Here is a 26,719-nt window from a genome sequence, read left to right as displayed (position 1 = left end):
TTTCAGTATCTTGAATACAATGGATTTTAGCCAACTGTAGTTTCTTCAAACTCTCTGATTCTAATTTTTAATGTTTCAGGAACTGAAATGCTTTCACCAAGCTTTTGACTATAGGCAACCATCACCTGACTGGTTTTTGTTTTGATCTCACCTGTAATGGCATCGACAATATTTTGAGTCATGCCTACGCTTTTGTTTCCAATCTTATGAATACAAGTGTGTACTTCAATATGGTCTTTTAATAGGATAGGAGATAAGTAGTCAATTTCGAGGTGTGCAACGATTAATGCCGCATCATTCCAATTGATGGTTTGCCCATATATCTGCTCGAAATAATCTAAACGACCCAGGTCAAGATAACTGAGCTGAACACCATTGTTTACGTGTCCCATGATATCGATATCGCCAAAGCGAATCTGTATTTTCTTTTTGTGATTGAAGTCCATAATTTTGTTTTGAGAAAGCAAAATTAGAAATTATTCACGAAAGATGCTTGTAATTCAGACATGAAAGTATTTATTTCTCTTTTTTGGGTTTAAACATGGAGCCAAGGAGTACTCCCATGATCAGTCCATATGGTACCATTGAATACCAATTTGCCTGAATAGGGCAGGTGCCACTAATACAGCCTACATATTTCCAGTAAAGGTAACCACCAATGATACCAACGATTCCTCCAATGATTTCGAATTTTCTATTTTTGATCAGCTTCTTCATCTAAAATTAATTTGAAGGTAAATTTATCATTGTTTTTCTTCTTTAAGACCTTAAAGTATTTATTTCTCAAGCAAAACTTTATGCCTAACTTTGTTATTCAAACCTTAAAAACAAAGTATGTTAAAGATTTACCACAATCCACGCTGTTCAAAATCACGAGCAGCACTTGCCTATTTAGAAGAAAAAGGACTGAAACCAGAGATTCGCTTGTATTTAAAAGAGCCTTATACTGTTGAGGAAATGGAGGATGTTTTAAAACGTATGAATAAGGAGCCTCAGGAAATTGTTCGAACTCATGAAAAATTGTATAAAACTGATTATAAGGATAAGATTTTTAATCACGATGAGTGGATTAAGATTTTATTGGAGTCGCCTGAATTGATCCAACGCCCAATTGTGGTGAGCAATCACAAAGCCATTTTTGCAGTACCAGCTGAAGAGATGGATTCGATTTTATAATATTCTGTTGCTGCTTAATTTTCGATTATAGTTATTAACCGAAACTCATAAAAGATGAAATATAGGGTAGAGTATGATACGCTTGGAGAGGTTAAGGTTCCTATAGATAAATATTGGGGAGCTCAAACTCAAAGGTCCCTTGAAAATTTTCGAATAGGACCCGAAGCATCAATGCCTATCGATTTGATCAGAGCGTATGGCTATGTAAAAAAAGCGGCAGCGTATACCAATCACCAGTTAGGAATCTTAAGTTTAGATAAAAGAGATTTAATTTCGGCTGTTTGTGATGAAATAATTCAGGGATATCTTGATGAACATTTCCCTTTGGTTATCTGGCAAACGGGTTCGGGCACTCAAACCAATATGAATGTTAATGAGGTAATTTCGAATCGGGCTCATGTATTAAAGGGGAATGAATTGGGGAAGGGTGTTCCATTTCTACATTCCAATGATGATGTTAACAAATCTCAATCATCAAATGACACTTTTCCAACTGCAATGCATATTGCAGCCCATATTAAATTGGTTAATCTCACGATTCCATCCATAAAGTCTTTAAGAAATGCTCTTGATGATAAGGCAAAAGCACTGAGTGATGTTATTAAAGTTGGGCGGACTCATTTGATGGATGCTACCCCATTGACTATGGGACAAGAGTTCACGGGATATGTTTCTCAATTGGATCATGCTATACAGGCGATTCATAACAGTTTGTCTCATTTACGTGAAATAGCTCTTGGGGGGACAGCGGTTGGTACAGGATTGAATGCTCCAGCGAATTATGGAGAGATTGTTACTGATTATATTTCAAAATTTACAGGATTGTCTTTTAGGTCGGCTGAAAATAAATTTGAAGCCATAGCATCTCACGATGCTTTAGTTGAGGCTCACGGAGCTCTAAAACAAACTGCTGTATCACTTTTGAAAATTGCAAACGATATTCGATTGATGGCCTCGGGGCCGCGAGCAGGTATTGGGGAACTTATTATTCCATCAAATGAACCCGGGTCGTCTATTATGCCCGGAAAAGTAAACCCCACACAGGTTGAAGCTTTAAGTATGGTTTGTGCTCAGGTTATGGGGAATGATACAACAATTACTATAGCCGGATCAAGTGGGCAATTTGAGTTGAATGTTTTTAAACCCCTTATCATTTACAATTTCTTACAATCGGCTCAATTGCTTGGTGATGCCTGTGTTTCCTTTACTAAGAATTGCGTAGAGGGGCTTCGTCCTGATAAAGCAAGAATAAAGGGATATCTGGATAATTCCTTGATGTTGATAACGGCTTTAAACACGCATATTGGTTATGAAAAATCAGCAGAAATAGCTAAAAAAGCTTATGCTGAGAATAAAAGCCTTAGAGAATCAGCTCTTGAATTGGGCTATGTCAGTCAGGAAGAATTTGACAAATGGGTTGATCCTAAAAAAATGATTTAACCCGTGAGAGGGTAGGTACCATATCAAGCTTTAAAATTCATGCTAAAATTAAAGATCAGTAATAAGATGAGGACTTTAGGAAAAATGTATTTAGTTGTTCTATCCATGCTGTCGGCTGCTTGTGATCCTTTTGGAACAAGGATAGGTCGTGAGGTCAGTTATTTTGAGGCTTCTGAATCTGAAAATGTTTCACTTCCGGATACACTTAAAGTGATGACCTGGAATGTAAAGTTTGGTGGTGGGAGAATTGATTTCTTTTTCGATTGCCATGGAGATAGGGTAATTATGGAAAAGGGGGAGGTTGAGCAGAATCTGACTATTTTGGCTGAAAAGATTCGGGAGGTAAATCCTGATATTCTTTTTTTGCAGGAAGTAGATATTGATGCCAAACGGTCGGATTTTATCAATCAGGTTCAGTATTTATTGGATCATACAGCTCTGAATTATGGCGTTTATGCCTCGCAATGGAAGGCGAAGTATATTCCCAGCGATGGGATTGGTAAGATGAATTCGGGTAATGCAATTTTGACTAAGTGGGAACTTTCAGATGCTAAAAGAATAGCCCTACCTCTTATTGACGAACAGAATTTTATTGTTCGTTATTTTTATTTGAAGCGGAATCTTTTGCATGCAAAATTGAAATATTCAGGCGGGGAATTGAATTTACTCAATACACATGCATCAGCTTACGCAAAGGACAACACAAAGAAGCAGCAGCTTGAAATAATTAAGCATTATGCCGATTCTTTAAACTCTAAGGGATTGCCTTTTATATTGGCAGGTGATTTTAATGCTTTACCTCCAAATACAAAGCAAACCCGGAATTTTGATGATTCAGTTTGTGAGGATGCTGATTACGAAGCGGATGATTACAGTGCTGAAACTGATTGGATGACGCCCTATTATGAAGTTTACGAGTCGGCAATTTGTTTGGGTGAATATTCCAATGATAATGCCAGACACTTTACACATACAACTGATAAAAACGGCTTTTGGAATCGCAAAACGGATTATATTTTCACAAATAGGAATTTTGTTTCGGGTTCCGGAACAACGATTCAGGATTGGATGGAAGCTTCGGATCATGCACCTATCACAGTTAATTATGAATTGCCAGGTAATTAATGTGCGTTTCAAAAGAATTTCAATGTCAGTGAAATAGATCTGTATTTGGTTGAATTTATTTTGTTATTCGTAATTAAAAATTCGGAATCAATAAGCTGTTTGATAAACATGATACAAAACATTAAATTTTTCAATCCCTAAATGATAAAAAGGCCTTATTTTTAGGCTCTAATTTTAAAACAGTTACATTAACAGTTACAGTTATGGCAGATAATAAACTTTTTAGTGACTTTGCTCCTCAATCAACTCAAGAGTGGATTGACAAAATCACTAAAGACCTTAAAGGGGCTGACTTTGATAAAAAGTTAGTTTGGAGAACGAATGAAGGATTCAATGTGCAGCCTTTCTACAGACTGGAGAACATGGATGACAAAGCCTTCATGAATACTTATCCGGGAGACTTTCCATATGTTCGTGGTAATAAGAAGGATAACAATGATTGGTTAGTTCGCCAGGATATTAGTGTTGAAGATGTAAAAGTAGCCAATGCAAAGGCACTTGATATCTTGAACAAAGGTATCGATTCAGTAGGATTCGTTCTTAACTGGAAATCAATTAGCAAAGAAGAATTAGCGACTTTGTTGGATGGTATCTATATGGATTGTGTTGAAATTAACTTCACAAAATCTCATTCTTCAGTTGAGTTGATTCAAAACTTACAAGCTTTGGCTACTGAAAAAGGAATCGCTTTGGATAAAGTTAAAGGTGGTGTTTCTATTGACATTCTTTCTGGATTCAGTACAGTTGGTAACTTTTGCCAGTCTGAAGAAAGCTCTTTCAACTATCTTAAAGAAGCTATTGAAGCAGCGAAAGACCTTCCTAACTATAAGGTTATTGCAGTTGGTGGAAGTTTATTCAACAACTCAGGATCTTCAATTGTTGAAGAATTAGGTTTCTCTTTAGCAGCAGGTGCTGAATACCTTGGACGAATGATCGAAGCTGGTCTTTCAGTTGATGAGGTTGCTCCTAAAATCCGTTTTAACTTTGCAACAAGCTCTAAGTATTTCATGGAGATTGCGAAGCTAAGAGCTGGTCGTATGCTTTGGGCAAACATTGTAAAAGCATTTGGTGCTTCAAACGAAGCTGTTTGCAAAATGTTTGTACACGGTGAGACTTCAAACTGGAACAAGTCGGTTTACGATCCATATGTAAACATGTTGCGTACTCAAACTGAGGCTATGTCTGCAGTATTGGGTGGTTTAGATTCATACACCGTAAATCCTTTCAACTCAGTTTACGAACAACCAACTGAATTTTCAGAAAGAATTGCTCGCAACCAACAATTATTATTGAAAGAAGAATCGCACTTGGGTAAGATTGCTGACCCTGCTGCTGGTTCATATTATATTGAGTCATTAACTGAATCAATTGCTGATGAGGCATGGAAATTATTCTTAGCTGTTGAAGATAAAGGTGGATACCTTGCTGCTTTCAAAGCTGGATTTATTCAGGAAACGATTAAAGCGACAGCTCAGAAAAGAGATTTAGCTATTGCGACTCGTAAAGAAAACTTCTTAGGAACAAACCAATTCCCTAACTTCGGTGAAGTTTTGGAAACAATTCCTGAATCAGTATTGACACCAGAAGATAAAACTGCTGAGAATGCAGTATGCGAAACTTTGAAGCCATACCGTGGTGCTCAGGCTTTTGAAATTCTTCGTAACAAGACTGATATTTACGCTAAAGAAAATGGTCGTCCTAAAGTGATGATGTTCCCTATCGGTAACTTGAATATGCGTAAGGCTCGTGCACAGTTTGCGTGTAACTTCTTTGCTTGTGCCGGATTTGATGTTGAAGACCATAATGGTTTTACTTCAGTAGAAGAAGGTGTGAAATTCGTAACAGAAAAGAATGCTAAGATTGTTGTGATTTGTTCATCGGATGATGAGTACGCAACTATTGCTCCTGAGCTTTTCGAAGCACTTGAAGGAAAAGCAATTCTTGTTGTTGCAGGAGCTCCTGCATGTGCTGACGAGTTAAAAGCTAAGGGTATTGAGAATTTCGTTAACGTGAAATCTAACGTTCTTGAAACTTTGAAAGCATATCAAGCTGAGTTAGGAATTTAATTAGTGAATTTTAATTATTAGGAAACACTAATTGCAAAAAAGAAGAAAATGAAACCAAATTTTAAAGATATAAATATCAAGTCATCTCAAAGAGCTGCTGCGACTTCTCAGGAATGGGAAAAGGAAAACGGCATCGAAAAATCTTGGATGACACCAGAGCAAATTCCGGTTAAAACAGCTTTTAACAAGGAAGATTTAGAAGGTATGGAGCACTTGAACTATGTTTCAGGTTTGCCACCATTCCTACGTGGACCTTATTCAGCGATGTACCCATTGCGTCCTTGGACTGTACGTCAGTACGCAGGTTTCTCTACTGCTGAAGAATCAAATGCATTCTACCGTCGTAACCTTGCTGCTGGTCAGAAAGGTCTTTCTGTAGCATTTGACTTGGCAACTCACCGTGGATACGATTCAGATCATCCTCGTGTAATTGGTGATGTGGGTAAGGCAGGGGTTGCTATCGACTCTATTCTTGATATGGAGATCCTTTTCGATCAAATTCCATTGGATCAAATGTCAGTATCTATGACAATGAATGGTGCTGTACTTCCTGTATTGGCTTTCTACATTGTTGCAGGTTTAGAGCAAGGTGCTCGATTGGATCAACTTTCCGGAACTATTCAGAATGATATCCTTAAGGAATTCATGGTGCGTAACACATATATTTACCCACCAGAGTTCTCAATGAAAATTATTGCTGACATCTTCGAATTTACTTCACAGAAGATGCCTAAGTTCAACTCTATTTCGATCTCGGGTTACCACATGCAGGAAGCAGGTGCTACAGCAGATATCGAGTTGGCTTATACTCTTGCTGATGGTCTTGAGTACTTGAAAAAAGGTGTAGCCGCAGGTATGGATATTGATGCTTTTGCACCTCGTTTGTCTTTCTTCTGGGCGATTGGAATGAATCACTTCATGGAGATTGCTAAGATGCGTGCGGGTCGTTTATTATGGTCTAAGATTGTAAAACAATTCAATCCTAAGAATCCTAAGTCAATGGCATTGCGTACTCACTCTCAGACTTCAGGTTGGTCATTAACAGAGCAGGATCCTTTCAACAACGTTGGACGTACTTGTATCGAGGCGATGGCTGCTGCATTGGGTCACACTCAGTCATTGCATACCAATGCATTGGATGAGGCAATTGCATTGCCAACTGACTTCTCTGCACGTATTGCTCGTAATACTCAGATCTATATTCAGGATGAGACAACTATCTGTAAGGCGGTAGATCCTTGGGCTGGTTCATATTACGTTGAGTCATTGACTCAGGAGTTGGTAGATAAAGCTTGGGCTCATATCGAAGAGGTTGAGAAATTAGGTGGTATGGCTAAGGCGATTGAGTCTGGTATTCCAAAACTTCGTATCGAAGAGGCGGCTGCTCGTACCCAAGCTAAGATTGATGCTAATACTCAAACTATTGTAGGAACTAACAAGTATCGTCTTGAGAAAGAAGATCCATTGGATATTCTTGAAGTAGATAATACTGCTGTACGTATTGCTCAAATCGAAAGATTGAAGAAACTTCGTGCGAATCGAGATGAGGCTGCTGTTCAAGCTGCTCTTAAAGCGATTACTGCATGTGCAAATGGTGGCGAAGGTAACCTATTGGATCTTGCTGTTAAGGCTGCACAATTACGTGCTTCATTAGGTGAGATTTCAGATGCATGTGAAGAAGTATGTGGAAGATATAAAGCTGTAATTAGAACTGTATCAGGCGTGTATTCATCAGAATCAAAACAAGATGCTGACTTCGCTAAAGCGAAAGAGTTGGCTGATAAATTTGCAGAAATGTCAGGACGTCGTCCTCGTATCATGGTTGCAAAAATGGGTCAGGACGGTCACGACCGTGGTGGTAAAGTTGTTGCGACTGGTTTTGCCGATATAGGATTCGACGTGGATATGGGACCATTGTTCCAAACTCCTGAAGAGTCTGCTAAGCAAGCTGTAGAAAATGATGTTCACATTGTTGGTGTTTCTTCATTGGCTGCCGGTCACAAGACTTTGGTTCCTGCTATTATCGAGGAATTGAAGAAACTTGGACGCGAGGATATCATGGTGACTGCAGGTGGTGTGATTCCAGCTCAGGATTACGATTTCCTATATGAAGCTGGTGTTGTTGGTGTATTTGGTCCTGGTACCAAAGTATCACGTTGTGCCATCCAAATGTTGGAACTTCTTATCGAAAACAATCAGGAGTAAGCAACTCCCGATTCACTATATTAAAAACCTGTCAGTTCTCTGGCAGGTTTTTTTATGGATTTAATTATCTTGCTACCTGACTAACAACTCAAATTTATAATTAATGAAAACTCAAATTATATTTTTTGTATTAAGCTTTTTTTCTTTAGCCGGAATGGCACAAAATCTGAATCAGATTAAAATTGATGATCGTGTTGAAGGTGAAATTCTTTGTGGACAGATCAACTTAGATGGTTTGAAAGACTCGCTTTGTGCGGATTGGTTTAAGCCGGAATTTGAGGCTTATAAGATAGATACCAACTTGTTGTCAGATTTAAAGAAAAAGAACTTCTCCGGTCTTAAAATGACCCTTGTTTTGGGAACATGGTGCCACGATAGTCATCAACAAGTACCACGTTTGATAAAGTTGTTAGAGACCATGAAATTTCCAATGTCAAAATTGGAAATGTTTGCCATGGACACCTACAAGGAAGCTCTGGGGATTGATCTCAAATCTATCGATGTGAAATTGGTTCCAACTCTAATTGTTTACAAGGGGACAAAAGAAATAGGGCGAATTGTTGAGAGTCCCAAAGTAAGCTTAGAGGCTGATTTACTTGAAATTCTGCAATAGATTTTTTAGTCTAAAAAACTTTATTCATACGAATACATTTCCAGGTAAACTCTTCGGTTGTACGCACGACTTTTTTCATTTGTATTTTCAACTAATGGAGAACCTTCTCCATGTGGCATAATGATAATTCGATTTTCAGTGACAATGTGTTTAATCAGATAATCGTGAAGGGTAATCAAGCGTTTGTAGGCTAACTCTCTATTGAGTTTTTCTGAGCCAATATCGTCGGTGTGCCCATGCAGTTTTAAGACATAGTCATTATGTTCCTTCATGATGGAAATAACAGCATCAGCTTTTTCTTTTGAAAGTTCAGTCAATGTGGCTTTCCCAAATTCAAAGAATAAATTTTCTAAATTTTTGTCAAGAGGAATACGTATTTCTGTTTGTTCCGGGCAACCATTGTTGGTGTAGCTTCCAGGTTTGTCAGGGCACATATCTTCACTGTCAGCAATACCATCCATATCGGTGTCTAAAGAGCAGCCCCTGTCATCAACTTTATAAAAGGGAGGCGTATTGGGGCAATCGTCATTTTCGTCTAATACGCCATCTCTGTCCTGATCATTAAATCGACTATCTTCAGCATACTTCTTTAATTCTTCCTCTAAGCGATTGATTCGCTGATATTTTTCTTTGAGAATATCCCTTAAATATTCCACTTCTTTTTTTTCTTTTTGATGAGACGTTTTACTAAAAGAATATCCGATAAGGAATTCATGATTGGTTGTTGAAATGTGTGCGGTATTCTGGGTATTTACATTGTATGAGTAGCCAACTTTGAAGTTTTCCAAAACATTGACCCCAAGGTTCAGACCGATGGCATACTTATTCCTGTAATTGACAGCAAACCAGCCTTTGTTTTTAAGTTTGAGCAAGGTATTAACATCGAATTGCAAGGGGCTGTTTTTGATGTAGCGCATCATAAAATTGGGCACAAATGAGAGATTTTTGATTTGGGATATCGGAATTTCATAGCTTCCTGACAGAAGAAAATGACGAGATTGTCTGTAGAGATCGTTGGCATCATATTTCGAAAGATTGGATTGATTGATCAGTTGCGGTATGGCAAAACCCAGTGTGAGTTGTTTATTGGTGTAAAAGGCACCTATGTTGGCAACAAATTCGGTATTGTTGTAATGCCCTGCTTGCAAAAAAACATCATTCATGTCAGCGTTGGTTTTGCTTAAATTCAGACGAAAATCTGAAAGTCCGACTGAAAGTCCCAAACGCAGGAATTGATTATCATCTATCTTGATTTGGTATGCATATGCAAATTCGGCTTGAGTTGTATTAAAGATGTCAATATTATTGTTGAAAAGGTTAATGCCAACACCGTATTTACCATCTTTCAATCCTGCATCAAGGGTAAAGGAATGAAAGGTTTGCCCGCCATCAAAATCTCTAAATTTCTCGTTTCTTAATAAGTAAGCCTGAAATTGATTATTGAAGCCAATAGCAGCAGGATTATAAATACCAGGATTGATATAATACTGATCAACCAGAGTAACCTGCTGGGCATCAACCTGAAATAAAAAACAGAATGCCAGTACAAAGCTAGTTGATAAAAATCGGTAGAGAGGGGTTGTGGTATAGCGTTTTCTCATGGATGAGGCTTGTGTTTAAATCAAATTCATTAAGCTTTATACGTGTTAATCTCCAAGAATGGATAGTATTCCCTTTATGGGAGCGACATTTTTTCTGTTAAATTTGATGAGATAAAAATAGGAGCCATTGGGGAGTTTCGAACCATTAAAGGTTCCTTTCCAATCATTTTGGTAGCCATGAGCATGAAAGACCTTTTGTCCGTAAATGTTGAATACTCTAACTTCAGGAGCATCCCATTCAGGATTGTAACTGATTGACCAGGTATCATTCCGACCATCCCCATTGGGAGTAAGCACACCATTGACTTCGTAATTTTTCGGGTTGTTAAATTCAATTGTAAAGTCGTCTCCGACATCTGTTGATTTGCAAGAATTAGCATCAACAACAGCTAATTTGTAGTTGCCCGCTTTCATTTCATTAAGCTCGATAAGGTTTTCGTCGCTTACAATTGTTTTATAATTTTCAAAGATATACGTATAGGGAGCAACTCCGCCATTTACAAGGATATCTACTTTTCCGTCAGAGCCATTGACTTCATCATTTGTGGTGATATGAACATGTGGGGTAGAATGGATTTCTAATTTTGGCTCTGCCGCAATCACTTCATCAACACAATTGTCAATTAAGATTTTGTATCTGGAATCAATATCAGCCAAGAGGTTTTCAAAAACAATAGGCCCTCCATTACTTGTAATATGGTCTACACTGATATTTTTATCGTATAGGTGATAAGTGACTTGATTTTCGGTTAGTGGTAATTCAATATCAACCATTTCCCCAAGACAAATCTCTCCGGGGGTGGCAAAGTTATCGATCGGAAACTCTCTGGTTTTAATTAATCTTGGATGAATTTGATCATTTAATCTTAATTTATCCGGACAAACCATATCTCTTGCGTAAACAAAATAATAAGCGTCTTTTTCAGGATAGATTTCCGGGAAATTGGCTTCTTCACCATTTCCAATAATTTGAGCATCAAGAAATTTAGTTCCATCGTGAAGTTGGTAAATGACCTCTTCCTGACTATCTTCAACACCTATAATTAAAGATTCTCCCTGGCAAACTTCGGTTTTGTTACTAACCAGATTTTTGTTTGGATTAGCAGGTAGATGAACATCTACCTTAAATGTAAAATCTACTTTAATCGGATCGATACAAAAATGTCCCTTAGCATTCACACTGTAGGTGGTGGTTGCTGAAGGTTTAATTAAATTAAAATCGATATAACCACCATTTCCCGTTATTGCTTTTCCGATACGTGTTGCGTTATCAAGCAGTTGGTAATCAGCCTCCGGGTCAGATGGAGAAAGAGAGAGTTGAACTTCTTCACCTTCACAAATTGCTCTTTTGTCAGAATAGATATGTAGTTGCGTTTCAGGTGGAAGTCGAACATCCAATAAGAAATTTTTTGTCAATGCAACCTTTGTTTCACAGCCTTCTTTTATGGCACTAACATGGTAAGTAGCACTTCGAAAGGGTTCAAAATTTTCGATCAAAAGGGTTGATCCATTTCCTAAAAGTGTATTTTCATTGGTGTTGGCTCCACCTACAATCTGATATAAGACATCAGTTTCGCTATCAGCAATTCGAATGCTGGTACTTTCTCCAACGCACAAAGAATTGTGTGTGGGTATTACATCTAAGCTCGTGATAGGCAAGGGTACAACTTGAATATTGATGTTTGCATTTAAGTTTACAGACTCAGAACTGGCAATATGGGTTGCTATTACAGTGTAAGTTGTTGTTTCAGATGGTGTAATAGGATTGAAATTTGCTTCTGAACCGTTTCCTGTAATTGTGTTTGAAACAAAACTACCTGTATTTATATTTTTCAATTGATATTGCACACCTGTCTCGGTCGTGTTTAGTAGAATAGTACACGTTTCTCCAAGGCATAATTTTGAATCAGTTGTAGACACGCTTATTGAGGTCAGGGGTTTGGTTTGTGAAGCGAAGATTTCAGCGTCTGGGAAGATTAGATAAAATAGAAAAATGCAAAATTTAAAAGTATAGGATAGGCGTATATTTAGGGGCATATATTTAGCTGTTTGTTATGATTCTTATCATTGGGTGTTTGGGGTTCATATTTTATTGATTTAATTTACTTTTAAAAGAATGTTTGGGGACTATTTCCATTCTAAAAAGCGTATTTTTTCCGGATATTTGGTTGGCTAATATAATTAAAATCGTTAGAATTAAATTTGTCGAAGACTCTTTTTTGAAGAGACTTGATTTTAGATTTTACTTATGATTTTGTAATGATTAATAGACTTTTATTTTATCTTTTAGTCTTTGTAAACAATACTTCGTTAAGCAGATAAAAATAAATAAGGAAACTTGGAGCTTAATAAATTCAGCAAGCTTAAATTTTTTCTATTTTTGTTTAATACCTACTAAATAAAAACCATAACATGCAGGAAACTTTGAGTACGGAACTTTTAGAAAAGCAAGAGAAGCTTGATTGTAGATATCTGAGAATGGCTATTGTATGGGCTGAAAATTCTTATTGTAAACGTCGGCAAGTAGGCGCTTTAATTGTGAAGGATAAGATGATTATCTCTGATGGTTATAATGGAACGCCTTCCGGATTTGAAAATATCTGCGAAGACGATATGAATAAAACAAAGCCTTATGTGCTTCATGCCGAGGCAAATGCTATAACCAAGGTTGCTAAATCAAGTAATAGTAGTGAAGGGGCAACTTTGTATGTTACGGCAACTCCCTGTATTGAGTGTGCTAAGTTGATTATTCAAGCAGGTATCAATCGGGTTGTTTATTCTGAAGCTTACCATTGTAATGATGGTAAAGATTTGTTGATAAGAGCAGGGATTGAGGTTAAATTTATAGATAGTAAGAACTTATAAAACCATAAAGGATGAATAATAAAATGAAGATGTTTCTCCCTATTTTACTGGCAATGGCTATTATCTTAGGGATGTTTATTAATTCTTTTCTTCAGCCTCATTCAACATCAGGTGTTTTTAAATCGCCGGCTTCAACTGCTAGCCATAAATTGGATGCTGTTTTGAATATGATTGTCGAAGATTATGTAGATACTGTTTCTGCCAAGCGATTGGTAGAACAAGCTATACCTGCTATATTAAAAGATTTAGATCCGCATACGGTATACATACCTGCTGAAGACCTGCAGCGTTTCAATGAAGATTTGAAAGGAAATTTTGGAGGGATTGGCGTTCAATTTATTCGTTACCGTGATACGGTTGCCGTTGTCAGAGTTGTGGAAGGCGGACCTTCTGAGTATGGTGGGATTTTAGCTGGTGACAGAATTGTGAAGGTTGACAGTATTTCAATAGTTGGGCCGGATATAAATGATGATTTTATAATGGACAAGCTAAAAGGACCCAAAGGTACAGGGGTGAAAGTTAGTATTGTTCGTCGTGGTGTTAAAGATTTAATAGAACTGGATATTATTCGGGGTTCAATTCCTGTTGCCAGTGTGGATGTGGCCTATATGATTAATGATGAATTGGGTTATATCAAAGTGAGTCGTTTTGGGGCAACAACTTTTCATGAATTTTCAAAAGGATTAGAGAAACTGAAAAGTCAAGGCGTAAAGAAATTAGTTGTTGATCTTAGAGGGAATACAGGTGGTTACCTGTCTGCCGCAACCAATATGATTAATGAATTTTTGCCTGAAGGTAAAATGATTGTGTATACCGAAGGGAAATCTCAAGCCAAAACCGACTATGTGTCAACGGGAAGAGGACATTGCCAGGATTTACCGATTGTTATTCTCATCGATGAATTTTCAGCCTCAGCCAGTGAGATTTTTGCCGGTGCGATACAGGATAACGATCGAGGAAAAATTATTGGACGTCGATCTTTTGGAAAAGGTTTGGTTCAGGAACAGCGCATGTTGCCCGATGGTTCAGCCATGAGATTAACTGTCGCCAGATATTACACACCAACAGGTCGTTGTATTCAAAAGTCTTATTCAAAAGGAAAAGAGGCTTACGATAATGATATAACAAAACGATTTGTTCACGGAGAGTTCGAAAAGAAAGACTCCATTCATTTTGCAGACTCCTTGAAATTTAAAACCCCAGCTGGTCATATTGTATATGGTGGGGGTGGTATTATGCCGGATGTTTTTATTCCGGTTGACACCAATGGATATTCCAACTATTTCCGTGAGTTAAATCGTAAAGGTCTGATTTATCGATTTGCATTCCATTATGTGGACGTGCATCGATCAGAAATGAAAAACTTTACTAAACTTGAAGAGATTTTAGCCTATCTAAAAAATAAACCTTTGATAAAAGAATTGACAAAATATTGTCAGGAGGCAGGGGTTAAAACGGATAAAAAAGGTTTAAATAGTTCATTAGAGATTATTGAAACTCAGACCAAGGCTTACATTGCCCGCGATTTAATTGATGATGAAGGTTTTTATCCTATTATCAGAAAATTAGATAATACCATTGATTATGTGATTAATATGAAAGACTAATCGTATTCAAATAAATCTAATAGTTTAAGATCTGCCCAACGGGTAGATCTTTTTTTTTGATTAGAAATTAAACCTTCTGAAAGGCTTAAAGTCTAAATTCCAAATGTGTGATACACGGGGAGTGGATCCATTATAATTAAATCTCCAAGGATCACGAAGAATATAATCCATGTTTCATGATAGTTGGCTCTTTTGTTTTTAAGAAGAACAACTGTGTAAAATTATAGTGATATGAAAACTAAAATAACAACTTGTATTGTTGTGGCCCTGATGCTTTTTAGCGGCATGAGTCAGGCACAAAGAAGAAATAGAGCGGATAGACCACAGAGAGCGTGTCTTCAATTGACGGATGAGCAGAAACAGGAGCTCAAAGCCGCCAGGATTGAGTTCGCCAAGGCTACTATTGATGTAAAGAATGAATTGAATGAACTTAAAGCTTATCAAAGAACACTGATGTCTGCAGAGAATCTGGACGAAAGCAAGATTCTTGAAAATATTGATAAAATAACAGCTTTGAAAAAGCAGTTGATGGAAGAGCAAATCAATATGAAATTAGCAACTAAGGGCCTTTGGAGTGATGAGCAGTGTAATATCAATAATTGGGGAGGAGACTGCCCAATGATGAAAGATCAGCACATGAGGTCTGGAAGAGGTCAAATGCACAGAGGAGAAGGAGCTCCTCAAATGTCCCGAAAAGGAAAAGGTTTTTGCAATGCTTTAGGTTTGACAGAAAAACAGCAGGACCAAATGAAGGATTTGAGGATGGCACATCAAAATGCAACTCAAAACCTAAGGGAAGAAATGCAGGAACTTCGTTTGAAGCAAAAACATTTATTAAATGATGAGCAGCCTAATAAGAATGCGATATTATCCAATCTTAATCGAATTTCAGCCATTCAAAATCAATTGGCTAAAGAACGGGTTAAAAATCAGAAAGAGATTCGGGATATTTTAGATAAGGATCAGTTGGTTTTGTTTTTGTCGAGACCATATAATATGCATAAAAACGGTAAGGCAAGAATGCAAAGATGTTTTAAATAAGAACTTAATTTCTCTGTTGTTAAAAGGTTTCGGTATTCCGAAACCTTTTTCTATTTTTGAAGATTCATTTTAAAATTCTGACATTCTGATTTATAAAGCTTAGTCTGAAATCAGATGTTAATATTATGATTCTAAATTAAAGATATGAAGTCAACTCCTTTTTATATACTACTTATTTTACTGTTCTTTTCTGCTTGTCAGACAGATCGAAAAGAAAATCTGACTCTTAAAATATTAGCTACAACAGATGTGCATGGCGCCTTGTTTCCTTACGATTTGGTAAATGACAGAGAAGCTAAAAGTTCGTTGGCTCAGGCTTATTCTTATATTACTCAGGAACGCATCAAGACAGATCAACATGTTTTGTTATTGGATAATGGCGATATTCTTCAGGGAGATCCGATGGTCTATTATTCAAATTTTGAGAAAACCAAACAGAAGCATATTTGTGCTGAGGTGATGAATTATATGGGATATGATGCCGGAGTTGTAGGGAATCATGATATTGAACCCGGGCATGAGGTTTACGATCGTTTGGTAAAGGAGTTTGCTTTTCCCTGGATGGCAGCTAATGCGACTCGGGTCACAGACGGGAAACCCTATTTTCAGCCTTATACAATACTTGAAAAAGAAGGGGTTAAGATAGCGGTTATTGGTTTTATAACGCCGGCTATACCAAATTGGTTGCCAGAGAAAATTTGGTCAGGTATCCGGTTTGAGGATTTAGAAATCTCTGCTAAAAAATGGATGGCAATCATCAAAGAAAAGGAACATCCGGATTTTGTTATTGGATTGTTTCATTCGGGTATGGGAGAGCTGGGTGAGGTAAAATCAGATATAAGAGAAAATGCGGTTTGGCAGGTTGCAAAAACGATTCCTGGATTTGATGTGATGGTTTGTGGTCACGATCACCAGGAAGCAATCAAGTGGGTTGATAATGTTGATAAACAAAAAGTTTTGATCATCAATTCAAAATCAAAAGCTCAGTTTTTAGCTGATGTGACGGTTCATTTTCAATTAAACGCGGATAAAAAAACTTACACTAAAAAGCTTGATGCCAAATTACAAGATGTTAAAACATTACCTGTGTCGAAAGCTTTTGAATCACATTTTCAGTCAGATTTTGACGAGGTTAACAATTACGTTTCACGCCCGGTAGGACGTTTTACAAGAAGTATTAAAACCAGTGATGCCATGTTCGGCGATTCTCCTTTTGCGGATCTGATTCACAACATTCAACTCGATTTAACTGGAGCAGATGTATCATTTACTGCCCCCTTATCCTTTAATGCACAAATCGATTCGGGTATGCTTCAGGTTCGGGATTTATTTAAATTGTACAGATTCGAAAACTTGCTTTATACCATGAATCTGACCGGGCAGGAAATCAAAGATTTTCTGGAATTTAGTTACGATAAGTGGTTTCGTCAGATGGAAAAGAAGGATGATCCAATGCTATTTATTGAATCTTCAGAAAATAGAAATCGATTAAGCACGATGTTTTTTAATTACGATTCGGCTGAAGGAATTGATTATACTCTGAATTTGAAGGCAGATAAAGGAAATCGAATCACGATTAATGAAATGACGAATGGACAGCCATTTGATTTGAAAAAGATGTATAAGGTCGCTTTGAATTCCTATCGTGGGAATGGCGGCGGCGGTCATTTAACTGAAGGGGCCGGTCTATCAAAAGAAGAATTGTCTAAGCGATTAGTCAATTCGACAACAAAAGATTTACGCTTCTATTTAATGAAGTGGATTGAAGAAAAAAAGGTGGTGGAAGTGAGCTGCAATAACAATTGGAATGTGAGCCCTGAAGAATGGTGGCAGCAGGCTAAATATCGAGAGTATGAGTTGTTATATGGCGAAAATTAAACCACGTTAGAGATAAGTAAACCTGTATTAAGAATAAAAAGAAAGAATGCCTCAAGACGACGAAATCGAATTAGCGAGTCAGCAATTCGAAGATTTATTGAACGAAGAACAAAAAGAAGCTTTTAGCTATTTATTAAATCACACTGTATTTTGCCCAAGTTGTAGTAATATTTGCCCCGATGGTGTTGTGAATGTTATTCCGGTTCTGACTGATGCTGATGAGGTCTTGATTAAAGGGAAATGTGCTAAATGTGGCAGTGGTGTCACAAGGTTGATGTTGCTCGAAGAAGATGCTGGTTTTGCCGATCGGGTAAAAGCGATCAGAAATACCTAAGGTATAGAATGAAAAAAATCCAAACTTAGAGAGTTTGGATTTTTTTTGCAGTTTCCCTGAATCTAAAATTGAGACTCAATATATTGAATCAAGCAGTGAATAATTTTGATGTGAATTTCCTGAACCCGATCTGAATAACCTGTCCAGGGTACTCTGATCTCAACATCACAAAGCTTTGCCATTTCGCCTCCGGTTTTTCCAGTCAGACCAACAACTGTCATTCCTTTTTCTTTAGCAGCTTTGATAGCATTAATAATGTTTTTCGAATTACCGGACGTGCTAATTCCTAAAAAAACATCGCCTTTTTGGCCCATACCTTCAACATAGCGGGAGAAGATGTAATCGAAACCATAATCGTTCCCCACGCAGGTGATGTGGCTGGGATCTGAAATTGCTACAGCAGGCATCGAAATACGATCGTTTCTAAAACGTCCGGTAAGTTCTTCTGCAAAATGCATGGCATCGCACATGGACCCACCGTTGCCACATGAAATAATTTTCCCACCATTCTTAATCGCTTCAGACATAGCCGTACCGGCTTTTTCAATGGCTATGAAATTTTCCTCTTTGTTGATAAATGCTTCCAAAACCCGGTGAGCATCATTAAAACTATTTTTTATATCTTCAAGAATCATAAGCTTCAATTTTTCTCAAAACTACAATAACAATTGCCAACTTACAATAAGAAAAGTAAAATCGTATTTTGTAAACGGCATTTTAGATAATGACTTAGCGAAGATCACAGGAATTAATTAACTTCGAATCAGTTTCAATATTCTACTTTACAATAGTGCCAAACCTTATGGGAATTAAATCAAAACTTTACGAAATTATATTTGAATCGGATACAAAAGCAGGAAAATTGTTCGATGTGCTCTTGTTGATTGTGATTGTGCTCAGCATTCTTCTGGTTATGCTTGAGAGTGTTCCCTCAATTGAGAAACAATATCGATTTTCATTGCAATTGATGGAGTGGAGTATTACACTGATTTTCAGCTTGGAATATTGTTTGAGAATATGGATTGTATCAAAACCAAAGAGGTATATTTTTAGTTTCTATGGGATTATTGATTTTTTATCGATTCTGCCCAGTTATTTGGGTTTATTTTTCGTGGGAACACATGGCTTTATAGTCATTAGAGCTCTTCGGTTATTACGGATCTTCCGAATACTGAAGTTGAACCGTTATATGAACGAAGGCACTATTATTATCAAAGCATTGAAACGAAGTCGGATAAAAATTTCGGTTTTTCTTTTCGCAGTATTGACAATGGTTATAATCATTGGAACTTTAATGTACTTGATTGAGGGGGCTGAGAATGGCTTTACCAGTATACCACGAGGAATTTATTGGGCCATAGTAACGCTTACTACTGTTGGTTATGGTGATATCTCTCCGGGCACTGCTTTAGGCCAGTTTATAGCCTCTTTTGTTATGATCATTGGTTATGCCATTATTGCTGTACCTACCGGGATTGTTACAGCAGAATTATCCAGGTCTTCAAGGGGGAAACCTTCAGGTCAGGTTTGTGAAAACTGTTTGTCTGAAGGTCATGATATAGATGATCAATATTGCAGATACTGCGGAGCAAAGTTGCAGTAAGCCTGAAAATACTGATTGTAAAAGCTTGATTTAAACTGTAAAGGAATACTGAATTGATTGGTAATAACTGTGTTAATATATCATAAATACCTTCATGTCTGAATTGTATTTCTAGAGCAAAATTCAGTATTTATCTTTATATTTGCCTAACAATCGAAGAAAATATAAAAAGCATTAACACAAGGAATTATGGCGTTACCAGGTTTTTTTAAAAAGCCAGAGCATAAGAGGTTCAATATTCAACCTCGTTATTGGGATCCAGCAAAAGAGGAGCGTGAGGAGAGAGAAAATCGCATTAAGGCTGAGTTGGGAATAACAGATGAGAACGGTCAGTACACTCCCAATATCAAGGGGCAGTTGAAACGATCATTACGCCACAAACATACTGATGTGAGAAGGTCGAACAAAAAGTCGAATATTCGTCTCGTTGTAATCTTAGCTATTCTCTTGTTTATTGCTTATGTTTATTTATTTGGTTGGGATAGTTTGCCAATAAAATTTTAGCGAACTATTTTGAAACGAAACTTTATCTTAAAGCTTCGTTTTGTTTTTTCCTTTATAAGTGTAGGAATAAGGAATATTTATCTCACATTTAACTTTATATGTCCGATATTATACAAATACTTCCGGATTCAGTAGCTAACCAAATTGCTGCAGGCGAGGTGGTTCAACGACCAGCTTCTGTTGTTAAGGAATTGGTGGAGAATGCTATTGATGCGGGGAGTACTTCCATAAAGATTAATCTTAAGGATGCGGGTAAAACGCTAATCCAAATCATTGATAATGGTTGCGGAATGTCTGCTACAGATGCCCGATTGGCTTTCGAGCGTCATGCTACATCAAAGATAAAGGCAGCCAACGACCTTTTTGCTATCCGCACTATGGGCTTCCGTGGTGAGGCTTTAGCATCAATTGCAGCGATTGCCAATGTTGAGCTTAAAACCAAACGTGTTGAAGATGAATTGGGGACCCATATCGTTATTGATGGGTCGGAGTTGGTTTCGCAGGATTCGATTGCTTGTCCATCGGGGAGTAATTTTATAGTGAAGAACCTCTTTTTTAATGTACCCGCCCGACGAAAATTCCTGAAAGCAAATTCGACTGAATTACGAAATATTATCACTGAATTTCATCGAATCACTTTGGCCAATCCGGATATTGAGTTTAAGTTGATTCATAACGATACTGAGATTTATAATTTGGTCCCGAGTAACACCCGTCAGCGGATTGTTAATGTGTTTGGTCGGAGTATCAATACCAGATTGATTGGGATCGATACCAATACGAGTATTGTGAAACTTTCCGGTTTTATTGGTAAACCCAAAAATGCCAAGAGAAAGACGGATGAGCAGTTCTTCTTTGTGAATAATCGTTATATGCGCCATCCTTATTTTCATAAGGCGGTTTTGCTGGCTTACGATAAAATTCTGCCACCCGATACGGTACCACCATATTTTATTTTTTTCGAAGTTGATCCCAAGATTATTGATATCAATATTCATCCAACCAAAACTGAAATTAAGTTTGAGGATGAACAGGCAATCTTTCAGATTATTCAGGCTTCAATCCGTGAGGCTTTGGGAAAATTCAACATTGTACCTTCTATCGATTTTGATGAAGACAGGAGTCTTGAAATTCCGGTAGCTAATCAGGATTCAACAGAAGTTGAAATGCCAATGATTAAGGTGAATCATGAATTTAATCCTTTTGAGGCTGATACTTCATACAATCCTTTTGAGGCCGAAAAGACCTTTAATCCCTTTGAACATGAGCAGAATTCCATTGAGAATAATCAGTTTTATCAGGAATTTAAATCGAAACCAGGTTCTTCAAGCGGGGCAAGTCAGAAGAAAGTGGTGCCAAAGGATTGGGATAAACTTTATCAGGATAGAGAACCCGATTTGATTCCTGATTATCCCATTGGTGGACAAACTGAGGTGAAGCGACCACCTGTACCTGATTATTTTCAGCCACAGGAATCCCCTCAAAATCAAATGCAGCAAAAGATTTTTCAGCGCGAGGATAGTGTTAAGGCACAAGATTTCTTTCAGTTAAAGAACAAATATATTTTAACTCCTGTTCGTTCAGGTTTAATGATTATTGATCAACGAAAGGCACACGAACGTATTCTTTTCGAAAAGTTCAGAAGTTCAGTTGAAAATAATCAGGGGGTGGCACAGCAAACTCTTTTTCCGCAAACCGTGGAATTGAATGCCTCTGATTACACGCTTTTACAAGTGATTTTAGAGGATGTAAAAGCTCTGGGGTTTGATATCAGGGAGTTTGGTAAGAAAACTTTTGTGATAAATGGAACACCTGCTGATATTCAGAATGGCGATCCGAAAGAACTGTTGGAGAACCTATTGGAGAACTACAAGGTGAACCAATTGGATGTGAAGGTGAAGGTTCGTGAGAATTTGGCTAAAGCCTTGGCTAAGGCTTCAGCTGTCAATTATGGCAAATCGTTGACATCAGCTGAGATGAGTGCTATCATCGATCAGCTTTTTGCTTGTGAAACACCCAATTACACGCCTGATGGTAAAACCATTGTTTCCGTTTTGGAAACTCAGGAACTTGACAAACGGTTCAGATAAATACTGACAACTTGGCTTCAATTCGGCTTGTTTATTTCTTGGTATGGCTCTTGTAAGACTAATAATCTGTTTCAGAAATAAGTTTTGGCTTCAGATTGTCTCAATTTGATAAGAGGAATTGAAGCTTCATTAAAAAACATAGTAGATATGAGTAATTTTAGATCATCAATGTTAAATCTGCCACCAGTGGTTAAAAACCTGCTGATAATAAATGCACTCATGCTTTTGGGTACATGGGTTTTAGGCCAAACAGGGGTTGATTTATCCAAGATATTGGGCCTGCACTTTTTTAAGTCGGAGTATTTTATGCCCTTTCAGTTTGTCACGCATATGTTTATGCATGCAGATATTACCCACTTGTTTTTTAATATGTTTGCCCTTTTCATGTTTGGGCGGGTATTGGAGTCAGTTTGGGGACCTAAGCGATTTTTAATCTATTATATGCTAACGGGTCTGGGCGCAGCAGCCTTGCACACCTTCGTGTTGTGGTTGGATTATGCTTCAATGATGAAGGCTTTCACAGCTTTCTCAAACACACCTACGCCTGAATTGTTCTCATCTATTATTAAAGATGCATTGGGAAGACCATCTGCCTGGGTCTACGAATTCGCAGATAAATGGGCTGACAATCCGGATAGTATTGCTTATGCCAATCAAGGAATTGAGATTGCGCGTCGTGCGATAACCGAGAGTATTAATGTAACAACAGTTGGAGCTTCGGGAGCTGTTTTTGGTATTCTTCTGGCTTTTGGGATGCTATTCCCCAATACCGAGTTGATGTTGTTGTTTCCTCCTATTCCAATCAAAGCGAAATATTTCGTGATTGGTTATGGTGCCATTGAACTTTATCTGGGATTCCAACAGAGTGCTGGCGACAATGTGGCTCACTTTGCTCACCTGGGCGGTATGCTCTTTGGTTTTATCCTGATAAAATACTGGAATAAACATTCCAATCGATTTTATTAGTTGAGAGTGATACTAATAAACGATAACTAACGTTCATTTAAAAGGCCTGTAAATTGCTTTATTTGTTTTTTGCAGTCTCATTTGATATCCGAAAAAATCATGAATTTTAACAATCCATATCAATCCTATTCTCATCAAAGTATTTGGGAAGGCATCAAGAATTCATTTAAAGAAGGCAGTAATCTTAGTAAGTTGATTTATATTAACTTGGCTGTGTTTTTATTGGTGAAGATTGCTGCTGTTCTTGCTTTTCTTTTTGGTTTGGCTCCTACTGAGGGAAATTTTGTCTTGAATTGGTTGACCCTGCCTGCCGATACTTCAGAACTACTTTATCGACCCTGGTCGGTGTTCTCTTATATGTTTTTGCACGAGGGCTTTCTTCATATCCTGTTCAATATGCTTTGGTTATATTGGTTTGGACGAATTTTCCTGAGTTTTTTGGATCAGAAAAAACTATTAAGTGTTTATTTAATAGGAGGTTTAACTGGTGCCGCTATTTTTGTTTTTGCATATAATATCTTTCCGGTTTTCGAAAATGCATTGCCTTTTGCAGTGGCTTTGGGCGCCTCAGCATCAGTTATGGCCATCGTGTTTGCAACAGTTAGTTATTCCCCAAATTATATTGTAAATTTAGTATTCATTGGTCCAGTTAAGATCAAGTATATTGCTCTTTTCTTTGTGTTAACAGATATCATTCAATTGCCTAACGGCAATGCTGGCGGGCATTTGGCACATTTAGGCGGTGCTTTTTATGGTTGGTTGTTTATTACTCAACTGCGTAAGGGAAAGGATATATCTTCAGGTTTTAACCAAATGATGGATACCGTTTTTTCTTGGTTTAAATCGAGAAAAAAGATGAAGGTGACACATAAGCGTGCCCGTACGATGGATGATAGGGCTTACAATAAAGCTAAGAAAGAAAATCAAGAGAATTTAAATAAGATTCTTGAAAAAATTTCCAAGTCGGGTTACGATAGTTTATCGAAAGAGGAAAAAGAAATTTTGTTCAAGTCGAGTAAGGATTAGGACCAGGACTTGAAGTATAAAAGTATTTACGCGTATTTATAAGTTGGAAATTACTTTTGGCTCTTTTAACTCAAGGCACATTAAGTATTTATACCGAATATATACAAAAGACAAAATTTGAAGAAGCTGCTTCATAAAGGATTGGTTGTGTTTAGCCTGATTTTTTCAGGAGCTTTACTTATTTCCTATTCTGCCGCTCATATCAATCCGGCAACACTTGGGTTCCCGGCTTTTTTTGGTTTGGCTTATCCCTATCTTCTGTTTGCCAATCTTCTTTTTGTTTTTTATTGGATGTTTCGCCGAAAATGGAGTTTTTTACTTCCTCTTGCTATTATTCTGATTGGTTATGATAGTATGGGCGATTTTTTTCAATTGAGTCGTGGAGACAAGAGTCTCTCAGCCGATTTAAAGCCCATAAAAGTCTTGTCCTATAATGTACGTTCGTTTGATCGGTATAAGTGGACAAAAGACCCCAATACACCCAACAACATCATTAAATTGATTAATTCGCAGGAGCCCGATGTGGTTTGTTTGCAGGAATACCGAAGTACCCCCGCTGGTTTTTTATCTCTTCAGAGTTTAATTAAGGAATTGGGGATGCCATACGTGCATTACAGCAATAAAAAAACTGGGGTCGTTATTTTCTCGAAATATAAAATAATTAAAAAGGAAAGCTTGACTTTTGGAAAAGGACATCTGTGTAAGGCTATATATGCAGATATTCTTGTGCAAGGGAAACCGATTAGAGTTTATAACTTGCATTTGGAATCGAACCGTTTTATTGGGAAAAATTACAAGTTTATTACAAAAGAAGAATATCAGGGGAATGAAGAAGATCTGGCTGATATTAAAGATATTTCATTACGTTTGAGTCAGGCTTTTGCTCGCAGAGCCGAACAAGCTCTTCAAATTAAAAAGCAGGTTAAACAGTCGCCTTACGAAACTTTGGTTTGTGGTGATTTTAACGATACGCCCAATTCGTATACCTATCATCAATTGTCAAAGGGTATGAGAGATGCTTTTGTGGAACAAGGGGTAGGGATAAGCACAACCTATTCGGGTGATTTCCCTTCGTTCCGCATCGACTACCTTCTCCATACTGAAGGAATTACTTGCACGAAATATAATCGTATTCGCAAGCGTTATTCTGATCATTATCCTATCTGTGCGAGCTTCGTTTTTACTCCAAAAGAGAACTAGACCAGTCCTTTTTTTTCATCTTATTTTTATAAGGAGGATGTTTTTTCCTTCCTGAGCGTATTCCCTTTTCCTGAAGCTTATTTAGAAACATCTTTTGCCTGGCATAAAGGCCTGGTTGTAATATAAGTTTATGGTATTGAGTTGTGTTTTTACAAACCGATTGAAAAAAAACAAATAAAAGTTGACATATTAAATTATATTTTTCTAAATTAGAGAGTGATTTTAGTTAAACATGTTAGTTGCTTATAAAGAAACGAGGGTTTTTATTTCGCTTTCGTTTCTTTGTTTTTACTTTAAACTTCTGGAAGTTGGCTAAAACAGGAGAGAAGTTGAAAGGGGGAAAGCTGAAATTGTTTAAGGGAATCCTGAAAACCATCGGGGGAAAGCAATAAAGCAAAAAGGGAATGCAGAAAACGATTAGGGGAATGCCGTAAACCTCCGGGGGAATGTTGAACCAGGCAAAGGGAATGTAAATAAGTTTTAAAATTATTGATATATAGCACGTTTTTAAGGAAAAGAACGATAAAGTAACATGTTGGTAGGGGAGATTGGAGACTAGGATTTCGATTGGAATTATTTTCATCATCATAGTATAAATCAAACTAATCATTAAAAGATGAGTACTTTTTTTAAATTTAGACAGGAAGAACTTCCGGTAGTGGGAGAGATTCTACTGCAAATGTTTACAAGAGATCGTAGTGCCTTCGAAGATTTTTCAGCTGAGTACAACGATGAATTCCTAAGTGAAGTAGGCAATCAAATTAAAAAAGTGAATGATTTGACTCAAGCCCCAAGCTTAAGTGCCGAAATTAAGAGAATCACAGCAGATCTGTACGAGTGTGTTGATGGTATAATTCCCAAACTCGATTTGATAGCTGCCTATGCGCAACGCGCCAATAAGGCTTTAAATATAAAAGCTTCTGACATAGGCGTAAAACAAGCTAAAAAAGAAATCAAAAGAAGAAATATTGAGGGCTATTGCTTGAAAGTAAAAGTTGTTGAGCAGAATATTGCCAATAATTTAGAGGCTTTAAAAGCAAAAGGTTATAAGGAAAGTTTGGGAACAAAACTGGCCGATATGAGCCAACAAGCTTATGATTTGAATCTGCTTCAGGAAGAGAAAATCAGAGAGAAAAAGGAGTTGGTTTTGAATAATCATATTGAGTTTGATAAGCTTTGGAACTTATTATCAGATCTATCGAAAACGGGTAAGTTGCTAATGAAGGCTGATAAGCAGAAAAGTGAAGATTACATGTTTACTCATATTATAAAGCTAGTTCGTAAGCCCAAGGCTCCAGTTGTTATTAAAACGAAGCCTGTACCTGTGATTGAAGATGTGAAAGAGGAAGCTGTTGCTGAAGAAACCGTTTCGTAATATG

General features: G+C 37.3%; 23 protein-coding genes. 18 read left to right on the top strand and 5 right to left on the bottom strand.

The genetic code is table 11. The annotated features are described in order from the left end of the window. Positions 1-26: 26 nt before the first annotated feature. Complete coding sequence (locus EO244_RS07910) at positions 27-446, bottom strand: acyl-CoA thioesterase (RefSeq protein WP_129254127.1); 420 nt, start codon at positions 444-446, stop codon at positions 27-29. 70 nt (positions 447-516) lie between these two features. Beyond that, positions 517-717: a DUF6132 family protein gene (locus tag EO244_RS07905; RefSeq protein WP_129254126.1), complete on the bottom strand. Its 201-nt coding sequence runs from the start codon at positions 715-717 to the stop codon at positions 517-519. A 117-nt stretch (positions 718-834) separates the two neighbouring features. Between EO244_RS07905 and arsC the strand changes: the two genes are divergently transcribed. The 6 genes from arsC (at position 835) to EO244_RS07875 (ending at position 8,625) form a co-directional block, all read left to right on the top strand. Next, a complete protein-coding gene (gene arsC, locus EO244_RS07900) occupies positions 835-1,176 on the top strand; it encodes an arsenate reductase (glutaredoxin) (RefSeq protein ID WP_129254125.1) in 342 nt (113 codons plus the stop codon). 54 nt (positions 1,177-1,230) lie between these two features. Then, positions 1,231-2,616, top strand: coding sequence for a class II fumarate hydratase (gene fumC, locus EO244_RS07895; RefSeq protein WP_129254124.1), 1,386 nt, complete (start codon positions 1,231-1,233; stop codon positions 2,614-2,616). A gap of 39 nt (positions 2,617-2,655) precedes the next feature. Continuing rightward, positions 2,656-3,741 carry an endonuclease/exonuclease/phosphatase family protein gene (locus EO244_RS07890; protein WP_129254123.1) on the top strand — a complete coding sequence of 362 codons (1,086 nt, stop codon included), beginning with the start codon at positions 2,656-2,658 and terminating at the stop codon, positions 3,739-3,741. A 203-nt stretch (positions 3,742-3,944) separates the two neighbouring features. Continuing rightward, positions 3,945-5,807 (top strand): methylmalonyl-CoA mutase family protein, encoded by a 1,863-nt coding sequence (locus EO244_RS07885; protein ID WP_129254122.1) that lies wholly within the window; start codon positions 3,945-3,947, stop codon positions 5,805-5,807. Positions 5,808-5,855: 48 nt separating this feature from the next. Further along, on the top strand, positions 5,856-8,012 hold the full coding sequence (gene scpA / locus EO244_RS07880) for a methylmalonyl-CoA mutase (protein WP_129254121.1): 2,157 nt from the start codon (positions 5,856-5,858) through the stop codon (positions 8,010-8,012). A 103-nt stretch (positions 8,013-8,115) separates the two neighbouring features. Continuing rightward, positions 8,116-8,625 carry a thioredoxin domain-containing protein gene (locus tag EO244_RS07875; RefSeq protein WP_129254120.1) on the top strand — a complete coding sequence of 170 codons (510 nt, stop codon included), beginning with the start codon at positions 8,116-8,118 and terminating at the stop codon, positions 8,623-8,625. Positions 8,626-8,645: 20 nt separating this feature from the next. Here EO244_RS07875 and EO244_RS07870 read toward each other — a convergent pair whose 3' ends face one another. Both EO244_RS07870 and EO244_RS07865 read right to left on the bottom strand, forming a co-directional pair. Next, positions 8,646-10,226, bottom strand: a complete 1,581-nt coding sequence (locus tag EO244_RS07870; protein WP_129254119.1) for a PorP/SprF family type IX secretion system membrane protein — start codon at positions 10,224-10,226, stop codon at positions 8,646-8,648. A gap of 45 nt (positions 10,227-10,271) precedes the next feature. Then, positions 10,272-12,146 (bottom strand): gliding motility-associated C-terminal domain-containing protein, encoded by a 1,875-nt coding sequence (locus EO244_RS07865; protein WP_164977443.1) that lies wholly within the window; start codon positions 12,144-12,146, stop codon positions 10,272-10,274. A 492-nt stretch (positions 12,147-12,638) separates the two neighbouring features. On the opposite strand from EO244_RS07865, the gene EO244_RS07860 reads away from it, so the two are divergent. From EO244_RS07860 to EO244_RS07840, 5 genes are all read left to right on the top strand, one after another. Further along, positions 12,639-13,091: a deoxycytidylate deaminase gene (locus tag EO244_RS07860; protein ID WP_129254117.1), complete on the top strand. Its 453-nt coding sequence runs from the start codon at positions 12,639-12,641 to the stop codon at positions 13,089-13,091. Between the two features lie 11 nt (positions 13,092-13,102). Next, positions 13,103-14,698 (top strand): S41 family peptidase, encoded by a 1,596-nt coding sequence (locus tag EO244_RS07855; RefSeq protein WP_129254116.1) that lies wholly within the window; start codon positions 13,103-13,105, stop codon positions 14,696-14,698. Positions 14,699-14,929: 231 nt separating this feature from the next. After that, complete coding sequence (locus tag EO244_RS07850) at positions 14,930-15,739, top strand: Spy/CpxP family protein refolding chaperone (protein WP_129254115.1); 810 nt, start codon at positions 14,930-14,932, stop codon at positions 15,737-15,739. A 144-nt stretch (positions 15,740-15,883) separates the two neighbouring features. Continuing rightward, positions 15,884-17,617: a bifunctional metallophosphatase/5'-nucleotidase gene (locus EO244_RS07845; RefSeq protein ID WP_129254114.1), complete on the top strand. Its 1,734-nt coding sequence runs from the start codon at positions 15,884-15,886 to the stop codon at positions 17,615-17,617. A 46-nt stretch (positions 17,618-17,663) separates the two neighbouring features. Continuing rightward, the gene (locus EO244_RS07840) at positions 17,664-17,951 is read left to right on the top strand and encodes a hypothetical protein (RefSeq protein WP_129254113.1); all 288 of its coding nucleotides are present in this window, start codon (positions 17,664-17,666) and stop codon (positions 17,949-17,951) included. A 62-nt stretch (positions 17,952-18,013) separates the two neighbouring features. Here the strand turns inward: EO244_RS07840 and lpcA are convergent, their stop codons facing one another. Beyond that, a complete protein-coding gene (gene lpcA, locus EO244_RS07835) occupies positions 18,014-18,586 on the bottom strand; it encodes a D-sedoheptulose 7-phosphate isomerase (protein WP_129254112.1) in 573 nt (190 codons plus the stop codon). A gap of 167 nt (positions 18,587-18,753) precedes the next feature. Here lpcA and EO244_RS07830 point away from each other — a divergent pair, with 167 nt between their 5' ends. From EO244_RS07830 to EO244_RS07800, 7 genes are all read left to right on the top strand, one after another. Next, positions 18,754-19,554, top strand: a complete 801-nt coding sequence (locus EO244_RS07830) for an ion transporter (RefSeq protein ID WP_129254111.1) — start codon at positions 18,754-18,756, stop codon at positions 19,552-19,554. 189 nt (positions 19,555-19,743) lie between these two features. Then, positions 19,744-20,058, top strand: a complete 315-nt coding sequence (locus EO244_RS07825) for a hypothetical protein (protein WP_129254110.1) — start codon at positions 19,744-19,746, stop codon at positions 20,056-20,058. A gap of 98 nt (positions 20,059-20,156) precedes the next feature. Next, positions 20,157-22,148: a DNA mismatch repair endonuclease MutL gene (mutL, locus tag EO244_RS07820; RefSeq protein WP_129254109.1), complete on the top strand. Its 1,992-nt coding sequence runs from the start codon at positions 20,157-20,159 to the stop codon at positions 22,146-22,148. A 147-nt stretch (positions 22,149-22,295) separates the two neighbouring features. Further along, positions 22,296-23,114, top strand: a complete 819-nt coding sequence (locus EO244_RS07815) for a rhomboid family intramembrane serine protease (RefSeq protein WP_129254108.1) — start codon at positions 22,296-22,298, stop codon at positions 23,112-23,114. A 99-nt stretch (positions 23,115-23,213) separates the two neighbouring features. After that, complete coding sequence (locus tag EO244_RS07810; protein ID WP_129254107.1) at positions 23,214-24,140, top strand: rhomboid family protein; 927 nt, start codon at positions 23,214-23,216, stop codon at positions 24,138-24,140. A gap of 117 nt (positions 24,141-24,257) precedes the next feature. Then, complete coding sequence (locus EO244_RS07805) at positions 24,258-25,340, top strand: endonuclease/exonuclease/phosphatase family protein (protein WP_129254106.1); 1,083 nt, start codon at positions 24,258-24,260, stop codon at positions 25,338-25,340. A 616-nt stretch (positions 25,341-25,956) separates the two neighbouring features. After that, on the top strand, positions 25,957-26,715 hold the full coding sequence (locus tag EO244_RS07800) for a hypothetical protein (protein ID WP_129254105.1): 759 nt from the start codon (positions 25,957-25,959) through the stop codon (positions 26,713-26,715). The last annotated feature ends 4 nt before the right edge of the window (positions 26,716-26,719 follow it).

Source organism: Ancylomarina salipaludis, from assembly GCF_004122035.1.
GTDB classification, from domain to species: Bacteria; Bacteroidota; Bacteroidia; order Bacteroidales; family Marinifilaceae; genus Ancylomarina; species Ancylomarina salipaludis.
Note: the sequence above shows the minus strand (reverse complement) of the source record. Positions and strands in the feature narration are given on the sequence as shown.

What these genes read in the sequence shown, in the direction of transcription:
- EO244_RS07850 (WP_129254115.1), top strand. Translation starts at nt 14,930, where the DNA reads ATGAAAACTAAAATAACAACTTGTATTGTTGTGGCCCTGATGCTTTTT.
- EO244_RS07885 (WP_129254122.1), top strand. Translation starts at nt 3,945, where the DNA reads ATGGCAGATAATAAACTTTTTAGTGACTTTGCTCCTCAATCAACTCAA.
- EO244_RS07830 (WP_129254111.1), top strand. Translation starts at nt 18,754, where the DNA reads ATGGGAATTAAATCAAAACTTTACGAAATTATATTTGAATCGGATACA.
- EO244_RS07810 (WP_129254107.1), top strand. Translation starts at nt 23,214, where the DNA reads ATGAATTTTAACAATCCATATCAATCCTATTCTCATCAAAGTATTTGG.
- scpA (WP_129254121.1), top strand. Translation starts at nt 5,856, where the DNA reads ATGAAACCAAATTTTAAAGATATAAATATCAAGTCATCTCAAAGAGCT.
- EO244_RS07800 (WP_129254105.1), top strand. Translation starts at nt 25,957, where the DNA reads ATGAGTACTTTTTTTAAATTTAGACAGGAAGAACTTCCGGTAGTGGGA.
- fumC (WP_129254124.1), top strand. Translation starts at nt 1,231, where the DNA reads ATGAAATATAGGGTAGAGTATGATACGCTTGGAGAGGTTAAGGTTCCT.
- EO244_RS07825 (WP_129254110.1), top strand. Translation starts at nt 19,744, where the DNA reads ATGGCGTTACCAGGTTTTTTTAAAAAGCCAGAGCATAAGAGGTTCAAT.
- EO244_RS07840 (WP_129254113.1), top strand. Translation starts at nt 17,664, where the DNA reads ATGCCTCAAGACGACGAAATCGAATTAGCGAGTCAGCAATTCGAAGAT.
- EO244_RS07875 (WP_129254120.1), top strand. Translation starts at nt 8,116, where the DNA reads ATGAAAACTCAAATTATATTTTTTGTATTAAGCTTTTTTTCTTTAGCC.
- EO244_RS07845 (WP_129254114.1), top strand. Translation starts at nt 15,884, where the DNA reads ATGAAGTCAACTCCTTTTTATATACTACTTATTTTACTGTTCTTTTCT.
- EO244_RS07860 (WP_129254117.1), top strand. Translation starts at nt 12,639, where the DNA reads ATGCAGGAAACTTTGAGTACGGAACTTTTAGAAAAGCAAGAGAAGCTT.
- EO244_RS07855 (WP_129254116.1), top strand. Translation starts at nt 13,103, where the DNA reads ATGAATAATAAAATGAAGATGTTTCTCCCTATTTTACTGGCAATGGCT.
- mutL (WP_129254109.1), top strand. Translation starts at nt 20,157, where the DNA reads ATGTCCGATATTATACAAATACTTCCGGATTCAGTAGCTAACCAAATT.
- lpcA (WP_129254112.1), bottom strand. Translation starts at nt 18,586, where the DNA reads ATGATTCTTGAAGATATAAAAAATAGTTTTAATGATGCTCACCGGGTT.
- EO244_RS07910 (WP_129254127.1), bottom strand. Translation starts at nt 446, where the DNA reads ATGGACTTCAATCACAAAAAGAAAATACAGATTCGCTTTGGCGATATC.
- EO244_RS07870 (WP_129254119.1), bottom strand. Translation starts at nt 10,226, where the DNA reads ATGAGAAAACGCTATACCACAACCCCTCTCTACCGATTTTTATCAACT.
- arsC (WP_129254125.1), top strand. Translation starts at nt 835, where the DNA reads ATGTTAAAGATTTACCACAATCCACGCTGTTCAAAATCACGAGCAGCA.
- EO244_RS07905 (WP_129254126.1), bottom strand. Translation starts at nt 717, where the DNA reads ATGAAGAAGCTGATCAAAAATAGAAAATTCGAAATCATTGGAGGAATC.
- EO244_RS07815 (WP_129254108.1), top strand. Translation starts at nt 22,296, where the DNA reads ATGAGTAATTTTAGATCATCAATGTTAAATCTGCCACCAGTGGTTAAA.
- EO244_RS07890 (WP_129254123.1), top strand. Translation starts at nt 2,656, where the DNA reads ATGCTAAAATTAAAGATCAGTAATAAGATGAGGACTTTAGGAAAAATG.